The organism is Moorella glycerini, from assembly GCF_009735625.1.
GTDB lineage: Bacteria > Bacillota > DSM-521 > Neomoorellales > Neomoorellaceae > Neomoorella > Neomoorella glycerini.
Genome location: NZ_CP046244.1, coordinates 2,262,450 through 2,278,475 on the forward strand (window position 1 = coordinate 2,262,450; position 16,026 = coordinate 2,278,475).

Sequence of the window (16,026 nt, forward strand, 5' to 3'; positions counted from 1 at the left end):
ATATGGACTTTGCCGAATTCAAGCGCGAGGTGCACCGGCGCTTTGGCCTTTACCTCGACGGCTACAAAGAGCCCCAGCTCAAAAGGCGCATTGACAGCCTGATGTCCCTGCTCCAGGTACCGGATTACGCCGCTTACCTGCGCCTCTTGAGCCAGGACAGCCAGCAATGGCAGCGCTTTATCGATAAGATTACCATCAACGTCTCGGAGTTTTTCCGCAATCCGGAGATTTTCGCCCGGCTGGAAAAAGAGATCCTGCCGCCCCTGCTGGCCCGCCACCAGAGCCTAAAGGTCTGGAGCGCCGCCTGCGCCGACGGGCCGGAACCTTACTCAGTAGCCATTCTGCTTAACGAGCTGGCCCCCGCCGGCCGCCATCAAATCGACGCCACCGATATCGACACCAGCGCCCTGGCCGCCGCCCGCCGGGGGGTGTATCCCAGCCGGGCGATCCAGGCAGTTACCCCGGAGCGCCGGGAACGTTATTTTCGCCGGGAAGGCGATAATTTTTACCTCCAGGAAAAAATTAAGCATATGGTTAATTTCCGCCGGCACGACCTCTTAAAAGATCCTTTTGGCAGCGGTTATCACCTGATCCTGTGCCGCAATGTTGTCATCTATTTTACCGCCGCTACCCAGAATGAACTTTACCGCCGTTTTTACCAGGCTTTGGCCCCGGGAGGCGTCCTGTTTATCGGGGCTACCGAGAGCCTGTTTCAATACCGGGAACTGGGATTTATAAAAGTGGCACCCTGGTTCTACCGCCGCCCCGAGGTATAATCCTGTCGCGGGGAAAGATGATCACCGCCAGCGAAGAAAGGGAGAGAGGACACATGGAAACCTGGGATAAGCTCAATGCTCTCCACCTGGATGCCCTGAGGGAAATAGGGAACATCGGCGCCGGCAACGCGGCCACGGCCCTGGCCAGCATGCTGGGCAGCCGCATCCAGATGACTGTACCCCGGGCCGGGGTATTACCCTTGCAGGAAATAACGGCCCTGGTCGGTTATGAGGAAGACCCCGTCGCCTGCGTCGAATTTACCGTTAGCGGCCCGGCGCCCAGCAAGATTTTTTCCTCCTGAGTGAGCCCAGCGCTTACCTGTTAATCGATCTGTTACTGGATAAGCCCCAGGGTACCACCAGGGAACTGGATGAGATGGGGAGTTCCGTCCTGACTGAACTGGGTAATATCCTGACAGGCTCTTTTTTAAATGCCTTTGCCGAGTTTTGCCGGCTGGAGTTTAAGCCTACGGTACCTGCTTTTGCCTTCGACATGCTGGGGGCCGTTTTAAGCTCGGCCTTCCTGGAGGGGGGTTATTTTTCCGACCGCGCCCTGGTCATCGAAACCAGGTTTTATAGCGAGTCCGTTACCATCAGCGGCCATTTCTTCCTGATTCCTGAAAACGCGGCCCTGGAGAAGATCCTGCAGTCCTTGGGCCTGCAGCTGGACTGAACGCCTGGAGCAAACTGCTTTACTTTATGGGGGTACACCGCTGGCGGCTGGCCGCCGCCGGTGAGAGGGTAAAACCGTCTATTTATGGAGGGAGACTAGTTCATGGGTAAGAGAGTGTTAGTCGTAGACGATGCCGCCTTCATGCGCATGATGATTAAGGACATCCTGGTAAAAAATGGCTACGAAATAGCCGGGGAAGCCGAAAACGGGCAAAAGGCCGTAGCCATGTACCAGGAACTCCGTCCCGATGTAGTCACCATGGATATTACCATGCCGGAAATGGACGGCATTGCTGCCGTGAAGGCCATCAAGCAGATCGACCCCAATGCCAGGATTATCATGTGCAGTGCCATGGGCCAGCAGTTAATGGTCATGGAAGCCATCCAGGCCGGAGCCAGGGACTTTATCGTCAAACCCTTCCAGCAGGATCGCGTCCTCCAGGCCCTGGAAAAGGTCCTGGCGTAAAAGCGGGTGGTACTAATGGCCGACGTCCTGTCCCAGGCGGAGATTGATGCCCTGCTGCAGGCCCTGACCAGCGGGGAAGTCCAGGCGGAAAACATCAAGGATGATGCGACGCCTAAAGCTAAAAAATATGACTTCCGCCGGCCCAATAAATTTTCCAAAGAACAGCTGCGCACCCTGTACATGATTCACGAGAATTACGGCCGCATGGTGGCCAACTTCCTGTCGGCGTACCTGCGAGCCAATATCCAGGTAAAGATTGTTTCGGTGGAACAGATGACTTATGAAGATTTTATCCTGTCCCTGCCGACGCCGACCTTGATGAATGTCTTTACCCTGGAGCCACTGAAGGGATCAGCCGTCCTGCAGGCCAACATGAATTTTATCTTTCCTATTATCGACCTCCTCTTTGGCGGCCGGGGAGAAATGCTGGCGTCCAAGAGGGACCTGACGGAGATTGAACTCCATGTCCTGCGGCGGTTAAACAGTCGTATCCTGGAACAGTTGAGCTATTCCTGGTCGGATATCCAAAATTTTACACCGAAACTAGAATCCATGGAAACCAATCCCCAGTTTACCCAGGCCATTTCCCCCAACGAGACGGTGGCCGTTATTACCTTAAGCACAACGGTTGGCCAGTATGAAGGCCTGTTAAACCTGTGCCTGCCCTACATGCTCCTGGAACCGGTTATTTCCCGCCTGTCGGCCAGCCACTGGTTTGCTGCTCCCAGTGAAGGGGAAGCCAGGCCCGATTACCGGGCTGTGGTCGAACAAATCCTGGCCGGGGTACCGGTGGAGTTAATTGCCTACTGCGGCCGTACCCGGCTACCGGTGCGGGATTTTATCCAGCTCCAGGTAGGAGATGTCATTACCCTGGAAAAAGTGGTGGGCGAAGACCTGGAACTTTACGTTGACGGTCACTTGAAGTTTAAGGTCCAGCCTGGAGTTGTGGGCCAGAAAATTGCCGTCCAGGTAACGGAGGTGGTATAAATGGCCGATTTCTTGTCCCAGGAGGAAATTGACGCCCTGTTAAACGGCAGGCTGGAACCACCAGCAGGAGAAACAATTTTGACAGACCTGGAAAAGGATGCCCTGGGCGAAATTGGTAACATTTCCATGGGCAGCGCGGCTACGGCCCTGTCGCAGATCCTGAATAAACGCGTCCTGATCACGACACCGGTCACTACAATAATGACGCCGGCGGAACTTTTCGCCAACTTCCAGGTGCCCTATATCCTGGTAGAAGTTAACTTCATCGAAGGGGTTGAGGGGTCCAACCTGCTGATTATCAAAGTCAGCGACGCCGCCATTATTGCCGATTTGATGATGGGCGGCAGCGGCCGGGATGTCCAGCCGGAGCTGGATGAAATTAAGAGCAGCGCCGTGGCGGAAGCCATGAACCAGATGATCGGCAGCGCGGCGACTTCCATGGCCACCATCTTTCAACGCAGCGTCAAAATCAGCCCGCCCCGGCTGACGACCGTGCGCTTTGGGAGTGAAAGCTATACCTCTCCCTGGCCAATGGATCAGGCGATAGCAGTAGTGTCTTTTAAAATGGAAATCGAAGACCTGATTGACAGCCAGATTATGCAGGTTATGCCGGTGGAAATAGCTAAAGCTGAAGTGGCCATGCTCATGAACCCCCAGGCACCGGCAGCAGATGCGGCCCGGCAGGATACTCCTCCCCGCCGGGAAACCATGCCTGGTGACCAGACAACGGACCTGCCCGCGGCATCCATCCCACCGGCAGCAGGGAAGCCTGGCACTGCAGCAGCCTCCGTCCCACCGGCAGCACCGGTACCGCCGGCCCAGGGTCCCAATGGGCGCCACGGGCAGGTATATGGTACGCCGGCGCGCAATATTGACTTGATCCTGGACGTCCCCCTGGATGTGGAGGTCATCCTGGGGACAGCCATGAAGCGTATCCGGGACATTTTAAACCTGGCCCCGGGCGCCATAGTGGAACTGGACCGCCTGGTGGAAGAGCCGGTGCAAATTACCGTTAACGGCACACCCATTGCCCGGGGAGAAGTGGTTGTCGTCAACGAGAATTTTGGCGTCCGGATTACCCACATTATGGAGCCCTATGAACGTATTAACCATTTGCGGCAATAGGGAGATAAGAAAATAAGCCGGAAGCCGGCTGGCTTTCCGGCTGGGGGCAGTTACAACTGGTTTTGCCTCACCATTTGTTCAGCTTTTTCAATGGCTAGCCGGACCAGGTTGCCGCACTGTCGGGATGGCACGCCACCCCAGCCTTCCCTGGCCACGGTGTCGTAAACACCCAACTCCCGGGCCAGTTCATACTTCAGAGCATCGGACATAACCCCGCGCCTTCTGGCCATGATCAAGCCTCCTTTTTGTACTGCCCTCCTGTCAATTAGCTTCGCCAGATATCTACCTCACCATACAAGACATTGCTGGTGCTGGTGCCAAAATAGAGGTGGGTGCGCTAAAAGTAAAAGGCCGGGTTTCAGAGCCCGGCCCAATAATTTAGGCCTAGTGGATGCGCACCCGGTCGGCGCCATGATCCTTTAAGATCCGGTTGGCCTGGTCGGCGCGCTGGTCGTCACAACGGACGGAAACCAGCATTTTCCCCTGGCGGATTTCATTTTCATATTCTCGGCCTTCGGCTTCCGGGATACCCCAGTCGATTAGCCCGCCGGCAACGCCGCCTGTGGCCGCTCCTGAAAGCAGGCCGGCAATGGGACCGGCGGCAATAAGGGGACCCAGCCCGGGAACTACCAGGGCCCCGGCCCCGGCTGCCAGGCCGGCCAGGCCGCCCAGGACACCGCCGGTGGTAACGCCGTCGCTAATGCCGCCGGCGTCAACGTCCATGTTGAGGCCGCCTGCGCCTTCCCGGCCACCTGCCTTACCGCCCTTATCACGGGCCAGGATGGATATTTCCCTGTCGAAACCGGCCCGGCGCAGGTCTTCGACTGCTTCCCTGGCTACCTGTTCATTGCTAAAGATGGCAACTACGGTCTTGGCCATGTCCATATCCTCCTTATGGCAAATCCAAATTCAATCTTATTATGGCCTTTTCCCCGGGCTGTATACGGGTATAATAAAAAGAAAATGTTATTAAAAAAGTATTATTGCCAGAGGAGCAGGTTGGCGTGAAGTATGATGTCATCATCTGTGGCGCCGGGCCGGCAGGCAGTACCTGCGGCCGCTTGCTGGCCCGCCGGGGACTGAAGGTTTTAATTTTAGATAAGGCCCGGTTTCCCCGCTACAAACCCTGTGGAGGCGGTTTAACGGGCAAAGCCCTGGGGGAACTGGAACCGGGCTGGGAAAAATTAAGCGAAGATAGCACCCGGGAAGTTATTTTTTACCATCGCCAGGAAAGGCCCATTAACCTGGTTTACCAGCAGCCGGTCATCCAGATGGTCGGCAGGGAAAAGCTGGATGCCTGGTTGCTGGAACAGGCGGTTGCCGCCGGGGCCACAATCCGTGACGGTTGCCGGGTAACGGCCGTGGCCGAAACGGCTACCGGGGTAACAATCTACGGGGAAGACGGTAGTATCTTCCAGGGTGATTTCCTGGTCGGGGCTGATGGAGCCAGGAGCCTGGTCCGCAAGAGCCTGCCCTTTAATACCGGGACGGCTGCCGGTGTGACCCTGGAATGTGAAATACCGCTTGACGAGGGGGTCCTGGCTGCCTACCGGGGCCGGGTGCATTTAAGCTACGGCGGCATCCCGGCCGGGTATGGCTGGATATTTCCCAAGGGGGATCACCTGTCGGTGGGGATTGGTTCCTTTACCCGGCAGGTGAAGGGCCTGCAACGTTACTTTTATGACTTCTGCCGGGGCCTGGGGCTGAAGATCCCGGAGGGCATACGCTGCCGCGGCGCCGTTATTCCTGCCGCCAGCGGTAAGGCCGGTACTTTACATACGGCCAGGGCGGTGCTGGCCGGTGACGCCGCCGGGCTGGTTGATCCCTTTTCCGGGGAAGGCATCTACCCGAGTTCGACAGTTGCTAGGCAAAAATGACTGCTTTTCAGATGAAGAACCCTTATAAATCAACGTTTCCCGATCTTGGGAGAGCTCAAAAATCAAAAATCACATAGGCACACGATTTCGGGATTAAAACTTGATGGTAATGTAGTACATGCGCTATAATATAGACATGTACATAAGAACTATTTCCCGCAAAAACAAGGACGGCTCTGTTGTCCGTTATATCCAGCTTGCCCACAACGTCTGGGACCCCAAGGCCGGCTACCCGAAAGCCAAAGTACTCTTCAACTTCGGCCGCGAAGAGGATGTAGACCGGGAAGCCCTGGTCCGCCTGGTAAAGAGTATTACGCGTTTTTTGGGACCGGAAGAGGCTTTACGCACCCAGGCAGAGTTAAACGGCAGCGCTCCCCTAACTTTTGTCTCCAGCCGGCCTATAGGTGGCGCCTGGGTGTTAAACGAGCTCTGGAACCAGCTGGGTATCAACCGCGTTTTAGCCGGGCTGCTGGCCAAACGTAAGTTCCAGGCGCCGGTAGAACGAGCCATCTTCGCTATGGTAGCCAACCGGGCTTTGAACCCGGCCAGTAAACTTAAGACCGAGGATTGGGTCAGCCACGATGTTTTCATTCCCGGCCTCCCGGACGTGCCGGTGCAAAACCTTTACCGAGCCATGGACTTCTTACTGGAGGCTGCTGAAGAACTGCAAAAGGATATCTTCTTCTCCGTGGCCCACCTCTTCAACCTGGAAGTCGATCTCCTGTACTTCGATACCACCTCCACCTACTTTGAAGTGGAAGAGGAGGATAATCCGGAGGACCATAAGCAGCACCTTCGGCGTAAAGGCAACTCCAAGGACCACCGGCCGGATTTACCCCAGGTGGTAATCGGCCTGGCTGTCACCAGGGAGGGCCTGCCGGTACGCTGCTGGGTCTGGCCGGGTAACACCGCCGACATGGCGGTAATCGAGCAAGTCAAAAAGGACCTGGTGGGCTGGCAACTGGGCCGGGTCATTACTGTTGTCGACCGCGGTTTTGCTTCGGAAGACAACCTTCGTTACCTCCAGCGCGCCGGCGGCCACTACATTGCCGGCGAAAAGATGCGCAGCGGCAAGGATACGGTGGCAGAGGCCCTTGCCCGGCCGGGCCGTTACAAAACTGTCAAGGATAACCTTGAAGTTAAAGAAGTTATCGTCGGCGACGGCGAAAAAAGGGTACGATATATCCTGGTACGTAACCCTAAAGAAGCAGAAAAAGACAGACTGGAGCGGGAGAAAATCCTGGCCCGCCTCAAGGAAGAATTAGCGGCCATTGGGGACCTCAAAGGCGAACCCCATACTAAAGCCTGCTGCCAGCTCATTGCCCATCCCACTTATGGCCGCTATCTCAAGACCGACAAGAAGGGACAACCCTATATCGATGCGGCCAGGGTGAAAGCTGAAGAGAAGCTGGACGGCAAATACCTTTTAAGAACCTCGGACGATACCATAAGTGCTGAAGACGTGGCCCTCGGCTACAAGCAACTGCTTGAGGTAGAGGATGCCTTCCGCACCATGAAGCAGTCCTTAGAGCTGCGGCCGGTCTATCATCGCCTGAGCGACCGCATCCATGCTCACGTCCTCCTGTGCTGGCTGGGACTGCTCCTAATCCGGGTAGCTGAAACGAAAGTGCAGGATAGCTGGCGGAACATCCGCCAGACCCTGGAACGCATGCACCTGGGCGAATTTGTTGGTCCTGAGGGCAGGGTACTCCAAAGGACGGAAACAACCCCGCCACAGCAGCATATCTTCAAGACCCTTGGGATAAAGGAACCGCCGCAAATAATCGCGGTCGAAACAAAGGCCAGAAAGGGTCCCTAGTAACACGCGCCCAAAAAGCCGATCCCTGAAACCCTTGCGCAACAAGCTGTTGCGCTTATTATTCACCTAGCAACTGTCGAACTCGGGATCTACTATGCCCTGCGGAGCGGCCGCCTGGCGGCAGAGGCCATTTCAGCCACCCTGGCCGGCCAGGGTGGGCTGGAAGATTATACCATGAAAATCCATCACGAGGTATTGCCACCTTTGCGTTATGCCGGGCGTATTGCCCGGGTAGTCTATGCCCTGACGCCGGTGGTGCACCGGCTGGTAACGGCCAACCCGGAGGTGGCCCGGCGCCTGGTGGATGTCCTTTTCGGCGGGGATACTTATGAAGACCTCTGGCACTACCTTATAGGGCGCTACACCATCTTTCGCCTGGCCCGGTAAAAATGTGCCGGACGGAATTAGTCCGGCAGCAATGTTTCCAATAGCCAGGCCAGGAGGCCGGCAAAGGGCAGGGCAGCCAGGGAGGAGACAAGGTTAAACAGGGTGTGGAAATGGGCCACCTGGCGGGGCAGGTCCGGCGTGAGCCAGTTAAGGAAATGAAGCACCAGGGGCAGGAAGGGTAGCCAGAGGATGGCCCCGGCGGCATTGATCACGAAGTGGGCCAGGGCCGTCCTTTTGGCGGCCCGGGAGGAAAAGAGGGCGGCAATGATTGCCGTCAGGCAGGTGCCGATATTGGCCCCCAGGACAATATGCAGGGCGGCCAGGGGTGGCAGGACGCCGTGGCCGGCCAGGACCATGGCCATACCGGTAACGACGCTGCTGGAGTGGAGCAAGCCGGTAAGCAGGGTGCCCGCCAGGATCCCCTGCCAGGGGCTGGTGGCGGCGCTTAAGAGGCCGAGGAGGGTAGAACTGTCTTTAAAAGGCAGGAGGGCCGTAGCCATCAGGTCCAGGCTGAAGAAGATTAAACCTATACTTACGCAGGCCGTCCCGGCAGCCCGGGTGGAGGGGGCCAGGATTAAAGGGATGCTGGTGACCAGGGCCGGCAGGGCAATTTTACTTAACTTTAGCGCCAGGAGCTGGACAGTTACACAGGTACCAACATTGGCCCCCAGGATTACCCCCAGGCTTTGATAGAAGGAAATAACGCCGCCGTCTACCAGGCCCACGGTGAGGACAGTGACGGCCGTGCTGGACTGGACCAGGGCGGTGGCCACCGCACCCCAGAAGAAGCCCTGCCAGGGCGTAGCCGTAGCCCGGCGGATCATCATTTCCAGGTAAGAACGGCCCAGGGCCACCAGCCCCTGGCGCAACAACTGTACCCCCAGGAGGAGGAGACTTACGCCGGCGGCAAACTGCAGGAGCGGGAAGAGCATTATTTCACCCCTTAGCTTTTATGTGGGGGGGCTTTTTTTTATGCCGGGCTTTTTTTCTATCCAAAAGAGGAATCTGGCCGGTCAGCAAGAATATTTAAAGAGAGTGTTTTTTTGTGGCCGTTTAAGTTCTGGCAGGAACAAGGGAGAGGGTGAGGAGAATGGAACGGGTGGAATTAGCCGGTGCTTTACGCGAAAACCTGCCCCTGAAAAGCCAGGTAGAAGCCGCCAGCGGCGTTACTTTAAGCGACTGCTACCAGTGCGGCAAGTGCTCGGCCGGCTGTCCGGTGGCTTTTGCCATGGACTACACGCCACGGCAGGTTATCCGCCTGCTGCAGCTGGGCCTGGGGGAAGAAGCCTTAAAGAGTCATACCCCCTGGCTCTGCGCCAGTTGCCAGGCCTGTTACACCCGCTGCCCCCGGGAAGTCAACCTGCCGCGGCTGATGGAAGCCGTGCGCCAGGAAGCTCGCCGCCGGGGGATGATTAACGAGAAAAAAGTGGTTATTTTTGACCAGGCTTTCTTAAGCAGCGTGGAACGCTACGGCCGCGCCCACGAGATGGGCCTCATGGTGCAGTACAACCTGCAATCAGGGCAGCCCTTTAAGGATGCCCTGCTGGCACCGCCTTTGCTTTTGAAGGGCAAAATCAGTCCTATCCCGGCAAAGATCAAGAACGTCGCCGAGGTGAAGAACATCTTCGCCCGGGCGCGGGCTAAAGGAGGTGGCCAGCATTGAAGTACGCCTATTACCCCGGCTGTTCCCTGGAGGCTACCGCCAAAGAATATAACCAGTCGGCTAAAATAGTGGCCAGGCACCTGGGGGTGGAGCTGTGGGAGATCCCCGACTGGAGCTGCTGCGGCGCCACTGCCGCCCACAATAACGACCACCTCCTGTCCCTGGCCCTGCCGGCCCGCAATCTCGCCCTGGCCGAAGCCGAGGGCCTGGACGTTGCCGTGCCCTGCGCCGCCTGTTTTAACCGCCTGCGGGCTGCCGAGGCCGCCGTCCGGGAGTCGGAAAGCATGCGGGCTACCATCAGTGAAATCATCGGCCGGGATTACCGGGCCACCAATAGGACCCGCGCCTTCCTGGATGTCATGGTCAATGAGGTCGGCCTGGAGAAGATTAAGGAACAGGTGGTCAAGCCCCTGGCGGGATTGAAACTGGCGGCCTACTACGGCTGCCTCCTGGTGCGGCCGCCTGAACTCACGGCTTTTGACGACCCGGAAGACCCCATGACGATGGACCGTCTGGTTCTAGCCCTGGGCGGCGAGGCCGTCAGCTGGTCCTACAAGACCGAGTGCTGCGGCGGTAGTCTCGCCACCGCCCGGACGGATATTGGGGTGCGGATGATCTTCCAGATCCTGCGCCATGCCCGGGACGCCGGGGCGGAAGGCATCGTAACGGCCTGCCCCCTGTGTTTCTTAAATCTGGACATGCGGCAGGGCCAGGCCGCCGCCTCCCAGGGCGAGCAGTTCAACCTGCCCATCTTTTACTTCACCGAATTGATGGGTATAGCCCTGGGTTACGCGCCCAAAGCCCTGGGACTGACCAGCCATTTTGTTAACCCGATCCCGCTGCTTGAGGCCAGGGAGATCCTGCGCCATCCGGCCACGAGGAGGGAAACAGCATGAAGCGTGTCGGCGTCTTTGTCTGTCACTGCGGTACCAATATTGCCTCGGTAGTTGATGTTAAAAGGGTGGCCGAGGCCGCCAGGAGTTTGCCCGACGTGGTCTATGCCACCGATTACCAGTATATGTGCTCCGACCCGGGTCAGGAACTCATTCGCCGGGCCATTAAAGAACAGCGCCTGGACCGGGTGGTGGTTGCTTCCTGCTCGCCCCGGCTCCATGAGCCCACCTTCAGGAAGGCCTGTGAGAGCGCCGGGGTAAACCCTTACCTCTTTGAGATGGCCAACATCCGCGAGCAGTGCGCCTGGGTCCATGCCAAAGACAAGGAAGGGGCAACATTAAAGGCCATTGACCTGGTGCGGACGGCGGTGGCCAAAGCCCGCCGCAATGTTCCCCTCGCGGCCGGCACTATTCCCATCACCAAGAGGGCGCTGGTCATTGGCGCCGGTATCGCCGGCATGCAGGCGGCCCTGGATATTGCTGATGCCGGCTATGAAGTCATACTATTGGACCGCGAGCCGACCATTGGCGGCAATATGGTCAAGCTGGACAAGACCTTCCCGACCCTGGACTGTTCCGCTTGAATAAGCACGCCGAAAATGGTTGCTGCGGCGCAGCACCCTAACATCCAGCTCATGACCTATGCGGAAGTAGAGAGTGTGGCCGGTTATGTGGGCAACTTTGAAGTAACGATCCGCAAAAAGGCCCGGTCGGTAGACCCGGTGAAGTGCACCGGCTGCGGTACCTGCTGGGAAAAGTGCCCCACCAAGGTGGACAGCGAGTTTGACCTGGGTTTGGGCAAGCGCAAGGCCATTTACCTGCCCTTCCCCCAGGCGGTGCCGGCGGTGCCGGTGATCGACCGCGTGCACTGCCGCCAGTTTACGAAGGGTAAGTGCGGTGTTTGCCAGAAGGTCTGCCCGGCCAAAGCTATTGACTATGAGCAGCAGGATGAAGTTATCACCGAAAAATTCGGGGCCATTGTTGTGGCCACCGGCTATGACCTCTTTAAATGGGAGGAGGTCTACGGGGAATACGGCTACGGCAAATACCCCGATGTCATTACCGGCATGCACTTTGAACGCCTGAACAATGCCTCCGGGCCCACGGGCGGCAGGATCGTCCGGCCTTCGGACGGTAAGGAACCGAAGACGGTGGTGTTCATTAAATGTGTAGGTTCCCGGGACGAGGCCAAGGGTAAAAGTTACTGCTCCCGGGCCTGCTGCATGTACACGGCCAAGCACGCCCACCAGGTGCTGGAGAAGATCCCCGGCGGCCAGGCCATAGTTTTCTATATGGATATCCGTACCCCCGGCAAGGCTTATGAAGAGTTCCTCCAGCGTACTGTCCATGAAGGGGCCGTTTATGTCCGGGGCCGGGTGAGCCGTGTCTTCCAGGAGGGGGACAAGCTCATCGTCCGCGGCGAGGACACGTTGCTGGGCCGCCAGGTGGAGGTGGCGGCCGATATGGTCGTCCTGGCCACGGCCATGGTACCCAGCGAGGGATGGGAGAGTGTGGCCAAGATGCTTGGCCTGCAGGCGGATAAGGACGGCTTCTTCCAGGAAGCCCACCCGAAACTCAGGCCGGTGGAAACCTTTACGGCCGGCGTCTTCCTGGCCGGGGCCTGCCAGGGACCCAAGGACATCCCTGATACTGTATCCCAGGCCAGCGCCGCGGCCGTCAAGGTCTGCCAGCTCTTCGCTAAAGACGAAATGGCTACCGACCCCCTGATCGCGGCGGTGGATGAAAGCATTTGTTCCGGCTGTGCCATGTGCGAGCAGATCTGCCCCTATAAGGCCATTTCCATAAAGATCGTTACCGAACGGGTCGCCGGCAGGCAGGTGAGCCGCCGGGTGGCAGCGGTCAACAGCGGCCTCTGCCAGGGCTGCGGCGCCTGCTCGGTGGCCTGCCCGTCGAGTGCCATGAACCTCAAGGGCTTTACCAATGAACAAATACTGGCGGAGGTGGATGCGGTATGTCTGTAGCAGCCGGAGACAAAGGCTGGGAGCCCAGGATTGTCGCCTTCTGCTGCCACTGGTGCGCCTATGCCGGTGCCGACCTGGCGGGTTTAAACCGCTTGCAGTACCCGGCCAATGCCCGGATTGTGCGGGTACCCTGTTCCGGCCGGGTCAATCCCCAGTTTGTCCTGCGGGCCTTCCAGCGCGGTGCCGACGGCGTGCTGGTAGCCGGCTGACACCCCGGCGACTGCCACTATGTTAGTGGCAATTACTTCACCCGCCGCCGTTTCCTCCTGATGCAGCGGGTCTTGCAGTTCATGGGCCTGGAACCGGAGCGTTTCCAGGCACGCTGGGTGTCGGGTTCCGAGGGACCGCGCTTTGCCGAGATAATCACCCAGATGACGGAGGACATCCGGGCCCTGGGGCCCAACAGAAAGCTGAGGGATGGCGCATGAGCAGTATCCAGGAACAAATGCGTGCCCGGGCCCGGGAGTTATTGACCAGGGGCGAGGTTAAAATGGTAATCGGCTGGGAAAAGGGTACCTTCTGGTACCTGTCACCGCCCGCCTTTATCACCGAGCCGCAGGATTGCGACCGCCTGGTGTGGGATGAGTTTTGCACCAATAATCTGGCCAAGTACCTCCTGGACTACAAGCTCGCGGAAGAGAAAATCGCCCTCTTTGTTAAGGGCTGCGACGCCCGGGGTATTGTGCGCCTCCTCCAGGACAACCAGATTGACCGGGAAAAGGTCTACCTTATCGGTATTAAATGCCCCGGCGTCAGGGATGGCCGCCAGGCGGCTGCCCTGGGGGAAGAAAGACGTAGCGAGGTACCCCTGGCCGAGAAGTGCCGCTACTGCACCCATCCCGAACCGGTAATTTATGATGAGCTCCTCCAGGAGGATGGCGGGGCCGCTATCAGGGAAGCAGCGGGTGCCCAGGAGGGCCGGTTTGCTGAAGTCGCCAGGGTGGAAGCCATGTCCCCCGACGAGCGCTATGCCTTCTGGACAGGTGCGTACGACCGCTGCCTGCGCTGCTACGCCTGCCGCAACATATGCCCGGCCTGCAACTGCCGGGAGTGCATCTTTGACCGCAGCCAGTCCGGCTGGTGCGGCAAGCAGATGAGCCGCAGCGAAAATATGTTCTTTGCCATTACCCGGGCCATGCACGTGGCCGGCCGCTGCATCGAATGCGGCGAGTGCGAGCGGGTATGCCCGGAAGGGCTTCCCATCATGGCCCTGAACAAAAAGATCATTAAAGACTTGAACGAGCTCTTCGGCGAATATGAAGCCGGAGTAGACCTGGAGGCCCGGCCACCCCTGGGCCAGTATAAACTTGATGATCCCGAAGAATTTCACTAGGAGGGAGGTGGGGAGATGTTAAAGATTGCCAAGGACAAATTACCGGAACTCCTGCAGGTTTGGTCCGGGGGGGCAAAGGTTTTTGTTCCCCAGGATAAAGGGGGAGTAAGCGTCTTCCTGCCCTGGGAGGGCGGGGGCAAGCTCACCCTGGACGAGGGCAATACCCTGGAACCGCCCAAGGACCTCTTCTTTCCCCGGACGGAAACCATGTACCATTACCAGGTGCAGGGTCAAGAGGCCAGCCTTACCGGGGTGCCCCCCGTTGATGATAAGAGGGTGCTGGTGGGGGTCCGCTCCTGTGACGCCCGCAGTTTTTTGCTCATGGACGACGTTTTCCTGACCAAAGGGTATGTCGATGAATTCTACCGCCAGCGGCGGGAAAACACCCGCGTGGTAGCCCTGGCCTGTACGGAAGCCGGCCCCACCTGCTTCTGCACGGCCTTTGGTCTTGATCCCGGCCGGGCCGAAGGGGTTGATGTCCAGATGTGGCCGGTGGCCGGCGGTTACCTTCTGGAAGGAATAACGGCGGCCGGCCGGGAGTTGCTGGACCAGGGTTCGGCCCTGCTCACAGAGGCCGGGGCCGAAAATATACCGGCAGCAGCCAAACCAAGCCTGGCCGTGGAGACAAGCGGGGTAACGGAAAAGCTGCAGAGAATGTTTGAGCATCCCTACTGGACGGCCGTCAGCCGCAAGTGCCTGGGCTGCGGCGCCTGCACCTACCTCTGCCCCACCTGCCACTGTTTTGACATCCAGGGCGAAAACCGGGGTAACAGCGGCTACAAGTTCCGCTGCTGGGATTCCTGCATGTTCTCGGAATATACCCGGATGGCCGGCGGCCATAACCCGCGGCCGTCGAAAAAGGAACGCCTGCGCAACCGCTTCCTGCACAAGCTCCAGTATTTCCCGGAGCGGTACGGCAAGTTTGCCTGCGTGGGGTGCGGCCGCTGTCTGGACCGCTGCCCGGTGAATGTCGACATTACCCGGGTAATCCGTGAGGTCAAGGAGGTGACCCTGTAATGGCTGAAACAGCGCGGGTCAACCCCCTGGTGCCCAGGACGGGGCGCATTATCAAGATCGTGGACGAGACGCCCGATGTCAAGACCTTCCACATCACCACCGCCAGCGGCAAGCCCTTCACGCCCCTGCCGGGGCAGCTGGCCATGCTTTCCCTGCTGGACGTGGGGGAGGCCATGTTCTCCATCACTTCCCAGGGGCCGGAGCACCTGGAACTGGCCATTAAAAGGGTCGGCATGCTGACCGATGCCCTCCATGAAGCCGAAGAAGGGCAGACGGTCGGTATCCGCGGCCCCTATGGCAACGGCTTTCCCGTGGAGGAGCTGAAAGGTAAGGACCTGCTTTTCATCGGTGGCGGTATCGGCCTGGCGCCGGTACGTTCCCTGATTAACTACTGTATTGAGCACCGCCAGGATTACGGCCACCTGTGGATTATCTACGGCGCCCGCTCGCCGGCCGACCTGTGCTTTAAAGACGACCTCTTTAACAACTGGCCCAGGGTGGAGAACTGCCGGGTCGACGTGACGGTGGACCGGGGCGATGCCGGCTGGCAGGGCCATGAAGGTTTTGTGCCGGCCTTTGTGGAAGAGTTGCACCCGGACCCGGCGGGTAAAGTAGCCATCACCTGCGGGCCACCCATTATGATCAAGTTTGTCCTCCAGTCCATGGAGAAGCTGGGATATAAAGACGACCAGATTATCACCACCCTGGAGATGCGCATGAAGTGCGGCATCGGCAAGTGCGGCCGCTGTAACCTGGGTAGCTGCTACGTCTGCCTGGACGGCCCCGTCTTCACCCTGGCCCAGCTGAAGCAGCTGCCGAACGAGTATTAGCAAAATGGAATTCATGGCAAAAGGGTGGGGCATGTCCCTCGCCGCTCAAAAGCTACGCGCCGACAGAACGACGGCTCGGTTCGGACCGCTGCATGCCGCCTGTGGATTGCCAATGAAAAGGCTACTGGTTCAACAAACTCCAGTTCTTCTATGAGTTACAGCTGCCTTTCTCTCAAAGGTGCGCTCAGGCGTCCTCGGC

The 16,026-nt window shown here is 58.5% G+C and carries 19 protein-coding genes; 16 read left to right on the forward strand and 3 right to left on the reverse strand.

Going from position 1 to position 16,026, the window contains the following annotated elements; translation table 11 throughout:
• Positions 1-2 precede the first annotated feature (2 nt).
• The 6 genes from MGLY_RS11245 (at position 3) to fliY (ending at position 4,026) form a co-directional block, all read left to right on the forward strand.
• On the forward strand, positions 3-776 hold the full coding sequence (locus tag MGLY_RS11245) for a CheR family methyltransferase (RefSeq protein WP_156273898.1): 774 nt from the start codon (positions 3-5) through the stop codon (positions 774-776).
• 17 nt (positions 777-793) lie between these two features.
• Positions 794-1,078: a chemotaxis protein CheC gene (locus tag MGLY_RS18045; protein ID WP_211661870.1), complete on the forward strand. Its 285-nt coding sequence runs from the start codon at positions 794-796 to the stop codon at positions 1,076-1,078.
• 74 nt (positions 1,079-1,152) lie between these two features.
• Entirely contained in the window at positions 1,153-1,449 is a 297-nt protein-coding gene (locus MGLY_RS18050) for a chemotaxis protein CheC (RefSeq protein ID WP_211661871.1), read from the forward strand.
• A 102-nt stretch (positions 1,450-1,551) separates the two neighbouring features.
• On the forward strand, positions 1,552-1,914 hold the full coding sequence (locus tag MGLY_RS11255; protein WP_156273900.1) for a response regulator: 363 nt from the start codon (positions 1,552-1,554) through the stop codon (positions 1,912-1,914).
• A gap of 15 nt (positions 1,915-1,929) precedes the next feature.
• A complete protein-coding gene (gene fliM, locus MGLY_RS11260) occupies positions 1,930-2,901 on the forward strand; it encodes a flagellar motor switch protein FliM (RefSeq protein ID WP_156273902.1) in 972 nt (323 codons plus the stop codon).
• Positions 2,902-4,026 (forward strand): flagellar motor switch phosphatase FliY, encoded by a 1,125-nt coding sequence (gene fliY / locus MGLY_RS11265; protein WP_156273904.1) that lies wholly within the window; start codon positions 2,902-2,904, stop codon positions 4,024-4,026.
• A 50-nt stretch (positions 4,027-4,076) separates the two neighbouring features.
• On the opposite strand, the gene MGLY_RS11270 is transcribed toward fliY, so the two are convergent.
• A complete protein-coding gene (locus tag MGLY_RS11270) occupies positions 4,077-4,256 on the reverse strand; it encodes a small, acid-soluble spore protein, alpha/beta type (protein ID WP_054938404.1) in 180 nt (59 codons plus the stop codon).
• Between the two features lie 154 nt (positions 4,257-4,410).
• Positions 4,411-4,905 carry a DUF1269 domain-containing protein gene (locus MGLY_RS11275; protein WP_156273906.1) on the reverse strand — a complete coding sequence of 165 codons (495 nt, stop codon included), beginning with the start codon at positions 4,903-4,905 and terminating at the stop codon, positions 4,411-4,413.
• Positions 4,906-5,030: 125 nt separating this feature from the next.
• On the opposite strand from MGLY_RS11275, the gene MGLY_RS11280 reads away from it, so the two are divergent.
• The 3 genes from MGLY_RS11280 to MGLY_RS11290 all read left to right on the forward strand — a co-directional run bounded on the left by MGLY_RS11280 (position 5,031) and on the right by MGLY_RS11290 (position 8,109).
• Positions 5,031-5,903: a geranylgeranyl reductase family protein gene (locus MGLY_RS11280; protein ID WP_156273908.1), complete on the forward strand. Its 873-nt coding sequence runs from the start codon at positions 5,031-5,033 to the stop codon at positions 5,901-5,903.
• A 136-nt stretch (positions 5,904-6,039) separates the two neighbouring features.
• A complete protein-coding gene (locus MGLY_RS11285) occupies positions 6,040-7,722 on the forward strand; it encodes an IS1634 family transposase (protein WP_422880108.1) in 1,683 nt (560 codons plus the stop codon).
• 174 nt (positions 7,723-7,896) lie between these two features.
• The gene (locus MGLY_RS11290) at positions 7,897-8,109 is read left to right on the forward strand and encodes a hypothetical protein (RefSeq protein WP_170291039.1); all 213 of its coding nucleotides are present in this window, start codon (positions 7,897-7,899) and stop codon (positions 8,107-8,109) included.
• A 17-nt stretch (positions 8,110-8,126) separates the two neighbouring features.
• On the opposite strand, the gene MGLY_RS11295 is transcribed toward MGLY_RS11290, so the two are convergent.
• The gene (locus MGLY_RS11295; protein WP_156273910.1) at positions 8,127-9,041 is read right to left on the reverse strand and encodes a Na/Pi cotransporter family protein; all 915 of its coding nucleotides are present in this window, start codon (positions 9,039-9,041) and stop codon (positions 8,127-8,129) included.
• Between the two features lie 158 nt (positions 9,042-9,199).
• Between MGLY_RS11295 and MGLY_RS11300 the strand changes: the two genes are divergently transcribed.
• The 7 genes from MGLY_RS11300 to MGLY_RS11330 are packed head-to-tail and all read left to right on the forward strand — an operon-like array spanning position 9,200 to position 15,827.
• Positions 9,200-9,772: a 4Fe-4S dicluster domain-containing protein gene (locus tag MGLY_RS11300; protein ID WP_156273912.1), complete on the forward strand. Its 573-nt coding sequence runs from the start codon at positions 9,200-9,202 to the stop codon at positions 9,770-9,772.
• Positions 9,769-10,668: a CoB--CoM heterodisulfide reductase iron-sulfur subunit B family protein gene (locus tag MGLY_RS11305; RefSeq protein WP_156273914.1), complete on the forward strand. Its 900-nt coding sequence runs from the start codon at positions 9,769-9,771 to the stop codon at positions 10,666-10,668. The genes MGLY_RS11300 and MGLY_RS11305 overlap by 4 nt, the downstream gene beginning before the upstream one ends.
• On the forward strand, positions 10,665-12,647 hold the full coding sequence (locus tag MGLY_RS11310; RefSeq protein ID WP_156273916.1) for a CoB--CoM heterodisulfide reductase iron-sulfur subunit A family protein: 1,983 nt from the start codon (positions 10,665-10,667) through the stop codon (positions 12,645-12,647). The genes MGLY_RS11305 and MGLY_RS11310 overlap by 4 nt, the downstream gene beginning before the upstream one ends.
• Positions 12,638-13,075 (forward strand): hydrogenase iron-sulfur subunit, encoded by a 438-nt coding sequence (locus tag MGLY_RS11315; RefSeq protein WP_156273918.1) that lies wholly within the window; start codon positions 12,638-12,640, stop codon positions 13,073-13,075. The genes MGLY_RS11310 and MGLY_RS11315 overlap by 10 nt, the downstream gene beginning before the upstream one ends.
• The gene (locus MGLY_RS11320) at positions 13,072-13,980 is read left to right on the forward strand and encodes a ferredoxin family protein (protein ID WP_156273920.1); all 909 of its coding nucleotides are present in this window, start codon (positions 13,072-13,074) and stop codon (positions 13,978-13,980) included. Before MGLY_RS11315 ends, MGLY_RS11320 begins: the two co-directional genes overlap by 4 nt.
• Before the next feature lie 15 nt (positions 13,981-13,995).
• Positions 13,996-14,997: a 4Fe-4S dicluster domain-containing protein gene (locus MGLY_RS11325; RefSeq protein ID WP_156273922.1), complete on the forward strand. Its 1,002-nt coding sequence runs from the start codon at positions 13,996-13,998 to the stop codon at positions 14,995-14,997.
• Entirely contained in the window at positions 14,997-15,827 is an 831-nt protein-coding gene (locus MGLY_RS11330) for an FAD/NAD(P)-binding protein (RefSeq protein WP_156273924.1), read from the forward strand. The genes MGLY_RS11325 and MGLY_RS11330 overlap by 1 nt, the downstream gene beginning before the upstream one ends.
• Positions 15,828-16,026: the final 199 nt, after the last annotated feature.

Bases quoted from the DNA above. Each gene is read 5' to 3' on its own strand.
- MGLY_RS11245 (WP_156273898.1), top strand. From the start codon at position 3: ATGGACTTTGCCGAATTCAAGCGCGAGGTGCACCGGCGCTTTGGCCTT.
- MGLY_RS18045 (WP_211661870.1), top strand. From the start codon at position 794: ATGATCACCGCCAGCGAAGAAAGGGAGAGAGGACACATGGAAACCTGG.
- MGLY_RS18050 (WP_211661871.1), top strand. From the start codon at position 1,153: ATGGGGAGTTCCGTCCTGACTGAACTGGGTAATATCCTGACAGGCTCT.
- MGLY_RS11255 (WP_156273900.1), top strand. From the start codon at position 1,552: ATGGGTAAGAGAGTGTTAGTCGTAGACGATGCCGCCTTCATGCGCATG.
- fliM (WP_156273902.1), top strand. From the start codon at position 1,930: ATGGCCGACGTCCTGTCCCAGGCGGAGATTGATGCCCTGCTGCAGGCC.
- fliY (WP_156273904.1), top strand. From the start codon at position 2,902: ATGGCCGATTTCTTGTCCCAGGAGGAAATTGACGCCCTGTTAAACGGC.
- MGLY_RS11270 (WP_054938404.1), bottom strand. From the start codon at position 4,256: ATGGCCAGAAGGCGCGGGGTTATGTCCGATGCTCTGAAGTATGAACTG.
- MGLY_RS11275 (WP_156273906.1), bottom strand. From the start codon at position 4,905: ATGGCCAAGACCGTAGTTGCCATCTTTAGCAATGAACAGGTAGCCAGG.
- MGLY_RS11285 (WP_422880108.1), top strand. From the start codon at position 6,040: ATGTACATAAGAACTATTTCCCGCAAAAACAAGGACGGCTCTGTTGTC.
- MGLY_RS11290 (WP_170291039.1), top strand. From the start codon at position 7,897: ATGAAAATCCATCACGAGGTATTGCCACCTTTGCGTTATGCCGGGCGT.
- MGLY_RS11295 (WP_156273910.1), bottom strand. From the start codon at position 9,041: ATGCTCTTCCCGCTCCTGCAGTTTGCCGCCGGCGTAAGTCTCCTCCTC.
- MGLY_RS11300 (WP_156273912.1), top strand. From the start codon at position 9,200: ATGGAACGGGTGGAATTAGCCGGTGCTTTACGCGAAAACCTGCCCCTG.
- MGLY_RS11320 (WP_156273920.1), top strand. From the start codon at position 13,072: ATGAGCAGTATCCAGGAACAAATGCGTGCCCGGGCCCGGGAGTTATTG.
- MGLY_RS11325 (WP_156273922.1), top strand. From the start codon at position 13,996: ATGTTAAAGATTGCCAAGGACAAATTACCGGAACTCCTGCAGGTTTGG.
- MGLY_RS11330 (WP_156273924.1), top strand. From the start codon at position 14,997: ATGGCTGAAACAGCGCGGGTCAACCCCCTGGTGCCCAGGACGGGGCGC.